Here is a 6,427-nt window from a genome sequence, read left to right as displayed (position 1 = left end):
CGGTGGGCTGCTGGGGGGCTGGCTGGCGGCCAACGGGAAGATGTCCTTCACCTCGTCCACCCCCTCGACGACTCAAGGACCGGCGCCGACCGCTGGTGCGGGCGCGACCACCCGGCCGGCCGGGTCGATCGCCAACATCGCGGCCAAGGCCATGCCGAGCGTGGTGACCATCGAGGTCAAGTCGGGGACGAGCGAGGGCACCGGGTCTGGTTGGGTGCTGGACGACCAGGGCCACATCGTCACCAACAACCACGTCGTCGCCGACGCCGCCAACGGGGGTGACATCACCGTCGTGCTCAGCAATGGCAAGCAGTCCAAGGCCACCATCGTCGGGCGTGACCAGCCCTATGACCTGGCCGTCATCAAGGTCGAGCGCACCGACCTGACCCCGTTGCCGGTCGGCGACTCCTCCAAGGTTGTCGTCGGTGACGAGGTCATCGCCGTCGGTGCTCCGCTCGGGCTGGAGTCCACCGTGACCGCAGGCATCGTCAGTGCCCTGGACCGACCGGTCGCGGCCGGCAGCGCCTCGGACACCTCCTTCATCAATGCCATCCAGACCGATGCGGCGATCAACCCCGGCAACTCCGGTGGCCCCCTGCTCAACATGGCCGGCGAGGTCATCGGCGTGAACTCGGCGATCGCCACCGCACCGGGAACCGGATCCACCGGCCAGGCTGGGAGCATCGGGGTCGGCTTCGCCATCCCCTCGGCGCAGGTCAAGAAGACAGTCGAGCAATTGATCACCAAGGGCAAGGCCGTGCACCCGGTCATCGGGGTCTACCTCGACCAGGAGTACGAAGGTGAGGGCGTCAAGGTCCGCGACAGCCTGCCGAACGGCCAGGATCCGGTCACCGCGAACGGTCCGGCCGCCAAGGCGGGCCTGAAGGCGGGCGACATCATCGTCGCGCTCAACGGCAAGCCGGTGACCAACCCCGACGCCTTGGTCGTCGGCATCCGGGCCCTCGACGTCGGTGACAAGGTCACCCTGACCGTGCGTCGCGGCGGCAAGGACGAGGATGTCACCATGGTCCTCGAAGCGTCGACGGACTGATCCGGCGGCCGTCGGCTGGAGTTCGGGAGAGGACCGCAGTGCTGGGCATCAATGGTTGGGAGTTCCTCATCCTCATCGTGCTCGCCGTCGTCATCCTCGGCCCCGAGCGATTGCCGGAGTATGCCGCGAAGCTCGCCCAGGGTGTGCGCAAGCTCCGGGTGATGGCGGAGGGTGCCAAGGTCACCCTCAAGGACCAGTTGGGCCCTGAGTACCAAGACATCAACTGGCGGCAGTACGACCCCCGTCAATACGACCCTCGCCGGATCGTGCGGGAGGCACTGGCCGAGCCGCTCGACTATGTGTCGCAGCCGTTCAAGGAGTTGGCCGACGAGGCCCGGACGGTGCGTGACGATGTGGTCAGTGTCAAGGACACGGCCCGTGAGGTGCTCGCGAATCACGGGTCGGCGCCAGTTGCCCCCGCGGTGGTCGGCGCTGCGGTGACCGGCTCGGCGGTGATGGGCGCGGTCGGGAGCATGGTTCCATCCGGACGTGCGTCCTACTGGGACGCCGAGGCCACCTGAAAACCCAACTTCTGCATGACGCAGAAGTTGGGGTCAGCGGCCGGCCGGGGTGAGGCCGAGGGAGCGTCCGGCCAGGCCGCGGGCCCGTGAGGCCAGACCCCGAGCGATCCCGCGCAGGGCCACGGCGGCAGGGGAGTCGGGCTGGCCGAGCACCACGGGCATGCCTTCGTCGGCACCGATCCGCAGCGTGGTGTCGAGCGGGATCTGGCCGAGCAGTGAGACCTCGGCACCGATGGAGCGGGTGAGCGAGTCCGCGACGGCCTGACCGCCACCGCTGCCGAAGATCTCCTGGCGTGAGCCGTCGGGGAGCTCGAGCCACGACATGTTCTCGATGACGCCGGCGACCCGCTGGTGGGTCTGCAAGGCGATCGAACCGGCGCGCTCGGCCACCTCCGCCGCCGCCTGCTGGGGTGTCGTGACGACGAGGATCTCAGCGCCCGGGATGAGCTGGGCGACCGAGATCGCGACATCGCCGGTCCCTGGCGGCAGGTCGAGGAGCAGCACGTCGAGGTCTCCCCAGAAGACGTCGGCGAGGAACTGCTGCAGGGCCCGGTGGAGCATCGGGCCACGCCACACGACCGGCTGGTTGCCCGGCACGAACATGCCGATCGAGATGACCTTCACGTCGTGCTGCACCGGCGGCAGGATCATGTCGTCGACCTGGGTCGGCTTGCCCTCGACGCCGAGCATCCGGGGGATCGAGAAGCCATAGATGTCGGCGTCGACCACGCCCACCTTCAAGCCCTCGGCGGCCAGGGCAGCCGCGAGGTTGGCGGTCACCGACGACTTGCCGACGCCCCCCTTGCCCGAGGCCACGGCATACACCCGGGTGAGGGAACCCGCCTTGGCGAAGGGGACCTCACGCTCGGCGGCACCGCCCCGGAGTTTGGTCTTGAGCTCGCCGCGCTGCTCGTCCGACATGACCCCGAGGGTGACCTCGACCGAGGTGACACCCTCGACCTTCATCAGGGCGGCGGTCGTGTCCTTGGTGAGCTTGTCCTTGAGGGGGCAGCCGGAGACGGTGAGCAGGATGGTCACGGCGACCCGTCCGGCCTCGTCGCAGGTGCACGACTCGACCATGCCGAGCTCGGTGATCGGCTTGCGGATCTCCGGGTCGTCGACGGTGGCGAGGGCGGCTGCGAGGGCTTCTCGGGGCACGACAGACATGCCCCGAGTCTAGGTCGCCTTCGGGGGCTTCCCCACCCGGGGTTTCTTGGCGACGGGAGCCTCGGGATCGGCGGTGATCCGCAGCCCACGTTCCTCGAGTTCATCGAGTAGGTCCCGCAGCTCGGAGCGCACGAAGTCGCGGGTGGCGGTCTCGCGCAACGCGAGCCGCAGGGCGGCCACCTCGCGCGTGAGGAACTCGGTGTCGGCCAAGTTGCGCTCGTCCCGGCTGCGGTCCTGCTCGGTGGCGACCCGGTCGCGGTCGGCCTGCCGGTTCTGTGCGAGGAGGATCAGCGGCGCTGCATACGAGGCCTGGAGACTGAGGATCAGCGTGAGCAGGGTGTAGTTGAGGTCACGCGGGTCGAACTGGAGGTTCTTGGGTCCCCACGTGTTCCAGATCAGCCAGATCCCGACGAAGACCGTCATGCCGATGAGGAACTGCGCGGTCCCCATGAAGCGGGCGAACTTCTCGGAGATGAGGCCGAAGGCCTCGTTCGTCATCCACGACGGCAGGGTGAAGCGGCGGACGTTCTCGCGGGGCTGGTCCAGCCGCTCCGAGCGACGCTCAGCCATGAACCACCTCGGGGTGCTCCTGGTCCGGCTCGTGCCGGTCCTCGCGCCAGTCCTCGGGGAGGATGTGGTCGAGCACGTCGTCCACGGTCACGGCACCGAGCAGGGCACCGGACTCGTCGTCCACGACCGGTAGGCCCACCATGTTGTAGTTGGCCAGCATGCGAGTGATCTGGCCCAGGCTCGCATCGGGAGTGAGCGGCTCGACGTCCTTGTCGAGGATGCCGCCGATCGGTGCATGGGGTGGCTCGCGCAGCAGACGCTGGATGTGGACCATGCCGAGGTAGCGGCCGGTCGGCGTCTCGAGCGGTGGCCGGCAGACGAAGACGGTGGTCGCGAGCGCGGTGGCGAGCTCTTCACGCCGGACCAGCGCCAGCGCCTCGGCGATGGACGCCTCCGGTCCCATGATGACCGGCTCGGTGGTCATCAGACCGCCCGCCGTGTCGTCGTCGTAGGTGAGCAGGCGGCGCAGGTCCTCGGCCTCGTCCTGGTCCATCTTCTCCAGGAGTTCCTCCTGGCGCTCGGGGGGCAACTCGGAGAGCAGGTCGGCGGCGTCGTCGGGCTCCATCGCCTCGAGAACGTCGGCGGCTCGTTCCACCTGCAGACCCACGAGGATCTCGATCTGGTCGTCGGCGGGCAGTTCCTCGATGACGTCGGCGAGTCGGTCGTCGTCCAGGGCTGCCGCCACCTCGGCTCGCCGCTTGGGCGCGAGATCATGGATGACCTCGGCCAGGTCGGCCGGCTTCATGTCCTGGTATGTCTCGAGCAGCCGCGCAGCACTCTGGGCCGCCTTGACCTCGCGCAGGTCCAGGACGTCCTCGATCGGCGTGACGAAGGTTTCGCCGCGACGCCGACTGGAGAAGGGGTTGAGGGAGCCACCGGTCCTCTTCCGGACGAACGCGCGGGTCACCGACCACGCTCGGTTCGCCGCCTGCTCCAACCCGATGTCCTCGATGATCGCGTCGACGAACTCGCCACCGACCTTGACCTGGACATGACGCTCGACGAGTTCGGCCAACACGAGGGTCTCGTTGGCGCGCTGTTCGAAGCGACGCACGTTGACCAAGCCGGTCGTCAGGACCTGCCCACCCTCGACGCTGATGACCCGGGTCATCGGGACAAAGATCCGCTTGCGCGAGCCCACCTCGATGACCAGACCGATGACCCGGGGCCGGGTCCGCTGGGTGCTGAAGGTGACGACGACGTCACGGACCCGACCCAGCTTCTCGCCGAGCGGGTCGAACACGCTCAGCTGGGCCAGGCGTCCGACGAAGACGCGCGTTGTCGTTGCCACGGGCCAAGGGTATCGACGTCACGCAAGGGACGCGTGGGACCTCACCGGGTGCCGCGCCGGGACTGCGGCCGCCCTCGCCAGTGCCAGGGGCGCCAGCGCGCCGTCGCGGCCTTCGCGGGGGCGATCCGACGGGAACCGGGCTCCGCGGCATACGCTCCGGGTTGCTCGGTGGGTCGCCCGTGGGGGGTGAGGACGTGGATCGTGCAGCCCTGCCGCCAGCGCGTGTCGACGTCCTCCGTGGTGCCGACGAGGTTGAGCCGTTCCGGGCGCAGGAGGGCAGCCGCGGCCTCCCACGCGTCGTCGGTGGGAGCGATCTCACGCACGGTGGCGCCGATGGTGAGCAGGCGGCCTCCGGAGTCCTTGCTGCGCAGGAGGAGGTCGACCTCGGCCGGCAGCCAGGGGAGCGGTTGCTCGCCGATACCCGAGATGACGTAGGCCGCGGGGCCGGTCCCGCGCTCGTCACCGTCGTCGTGCCAGACGAACCACGCCGGGTGGGTGTCACCGCCCGGAAGGCGGATCCAGAGGATGCCCGACTTGCTCATCGCTTCGGCGACCAGTCGGGTGATGTTGACCGCTGCGGGTGCGCTGTCGGTCGCCTCCGCGGGCGCGTCGGGGAGCGGTCGCGTGGGCTCCGTCATGCGCGTCAGTATGCCGTTGACCACGCGTGAACTGGCTCATAACGCTGGGCCGCGCCGCGCTGGTACGTTCCCCGGCAGATCCTCCATCGTCGAAAGGTCAGTGCGCCATGCGCTCCGCCAAGGACTTCTTCGCCCCGCTCGCCGTCGGCGCCCCCGCCCCGCTGCGTGACGTGCCGGCCCGCCCGAGCCGGATGATCCACTTCTTCGACCCCAGCAACCCGAAGATGGCGGCCAAGGTGCCCGACCTCGTCGGCTCGGTCGACGTGCTGCTCGGCAACCTCGAGGACGCGGTGAAGGCCGACAACAAGGAAGCCGCCCGGCAGGGGCTCGTGGACATCGCCAAGGCCACCGATTTCGGTGAGCACACCCAGCTCTGGACGCGTGTCAATGCCCTGGACAGCCCGTGGGTGCTCGACGACCTCACGACCCTGGTCACCGAGATCGGCGACAAACTCGATGTCATCATGGTGCCGAAGGTGCAGGGCGCCGAGGACATCCACTACATCGATCGCCTGCTGGCCCAGTTGGAGGCGCGGGCGGGGCTGGCGCGACCGATCCTCGTCCACGCCATTCTGGAGACGGCGCGGGGTGTGGCCAATGTCGAGGAGATCTGTGGTGCGTCACCGCGGATGCAGGGCATCTCGCTCGGCCCTGCCGACCTCGCCGCCGACCGGCGGATGAAGACAACGCGTGTCGGTGGTGGGCATCCGGGCTACCTGGTACGCCAGGATCCCGTCGACGGCGACATCGACGGGGCGCGGACCACGTATCAACAGGATCTCTGGCACTACACGATCGCGCGCATGGTCGATGCCTGCGCGATGCATGGAATCTTCCCCTACTACGGACCGTTCGGGGACATCAAGGATGTCGTCGCGTGCGAGGACCAGTTCCGCAACGCCTTCCTCCTTGGTTGTGTGGGCGCCTGGTCGCTGCACCCGGTGCAGATCGCGATCGCGAAGAAGGTCTTCTCGCCCTCCGTGGGCGATGTCGCGCACGCGCGACGCGTCAAGGCGGCGATGGGTGACGGCACGGGCGCGGTGATGCTCGACGGGAAGATGGAGGACGACGCCTCGCTCAAGCAGTGCCTCGTCATTCTCGAACTGGCAGAACGACTCTCGTCCTCGGACCCCGAACTCGCGCAGGTGTATGCCGCGGGCGAGGGCGACGCCGGAAGCGAGGCCTGAGC

The 6,427-nt window shown here is 68.8% G+C and carries 7 protein-coding genes; 3 read left to right on the top strand and 4 right to left on the bottom strand.

Features of this window, described 5'->3' with window-relative positions:
- Positions 1-1,051, top strand: a 1,051-nt coding sequence (locus BN10_RS11940) for a S1C family serine protease (protein WP_156917393.1), incomplete at its 5' end; no start/stop codon positions are given.
- A 38-nt stretch (positions 1,052-1,089) separates the two neighbouring features.
- Positions 1,090-1,572 (top strand): Sec-independent protein translocase family protein, encoded by a 483-nt coding sequence (locus BN10_RS11935; protein WP_010851505.1) that lies wholly within the window; start codon positions 1,090-1,092, stop codon positions 1,570-1,572.
- Positions 1,573-1,605: 33 nt separating this feature from the next.
- Here BN10_RS11935 and BN10_RS11930 read toward each other — a convergent pair whose 3' ends face one another.
- From BN10_RS11930 to BN10_RS11915, 4 genes are read right to left on the bottom strand one after another with little or no spacing between them, the layout of a single operon-like run.
- Complete coding sequence (locus BN10_RS11930) at positions 1,606-2,739, bottom strand: Mrp/NBP35 family ATP-binding protein (RefSeq protein WP_010851504.1); 1,134 nt, start codon at positions 2,737-2,739, stop codon at positions 1,606-1,608.
- Between the two features lie 9 nt (positions 2,740-2,748).
- On the bottom strand, positions 2,749-3,309 hold the full coding sequence (locus BN10_RS11925) for a DUF1003 domain-containing protein (protein ID WP_010851503.1): 561 nt from the start codon (positions 3,307-3,309) through the stop codon (positions 2,749-2,751).
- A complete protein-coding gene (locus tag BN10_RS11920) occupies positions 3,302-4,600 on the bottom strand; it encodes a magnesium transporter MgtE N-terminal domain-containing protein (RefSeq protein WP_010851502.1) in 1,299 nt (432 codons plus the stop codon). Before BN10_RS11920 ends, BN10_RS11925 begins: the two co-directional genes overlap by 8 nt.
- Positions 4,601-4,641: 41 nt before the next feature.
- Complete coding sequence (locus BN10_RS11915) at positions 4,642-5,238, bottom strand: hypothetical protein (protein WP_233354313.1); 597 nt, start codon at positions 5,236-5,238, stop codon at positions 4,642-4,644.
- Positions 5,239-5,345: 107 nt separating this feature from the next.
- On the opposite strand from BN10_RS11915, the gene BN10_RS11910 reads away from it, so the two are divergent.
- Positions 5,346-6,425 (top strand): HpcH/HpaI aldolase/citrate lyase family protein, encoded by a 1,080-nt coding sequence (locus tag BN10_RS11910; RefSeq protein ID WP_010851500.1) that lies wholly within the window; start codon positions 5,346-5,348, stop codon positions 6,423-6,425.
- Positions 6,426-6,427 lie beyond the last annotated feature (2 nt).

The sequence above is a fragment of the Phycicoccus elongatus Lp2 genome (assembly GCF_000367525.1).
Classification (GTDB): Bacteria; Actinomycetota; Actinomycetes; order Actinomycetales; family Dermatophilaceae; genus Phycicoccus_A; species Phycicoccus_A elongatus.
The sequence above is the reverse complement of the archived record's forward strand: the minus strand, read 5'-3'. Positions and strand labels throughout refer to the sequence as shown.

Coding starts and splice junctions, on each gene's coding strand:
- BN10_RS11925 (WP_010851503.1), bottom strand. CDS start 3,309: ATGGCTGAGCGTCGCTCGGAGCGGCTGGACCAGCCCCGCGAGAACGTC.
- BN10_RS11915 (WP_233354313.1), bottom strand. CDS start 5,238: ATGACGGAGCCCACGCGACCGCTCCCCGACGCGCCCGCGGAGGCGACC.
- BN10_RS11930 (WP_010851504.1), bottom strand. CDS start 2,739: ATGTCTGTCGTGCCCCGAGAAGCCCTCGCAGCCGCCCTCGCCACCGTC.
- BN10_RS11910 (WP_010851500.1), top strand. CDS start 5,346: ATGCGCTCCGCCAAGGACTTCTTCGCCCCGCTCGCCGTCGGCGCCCCC.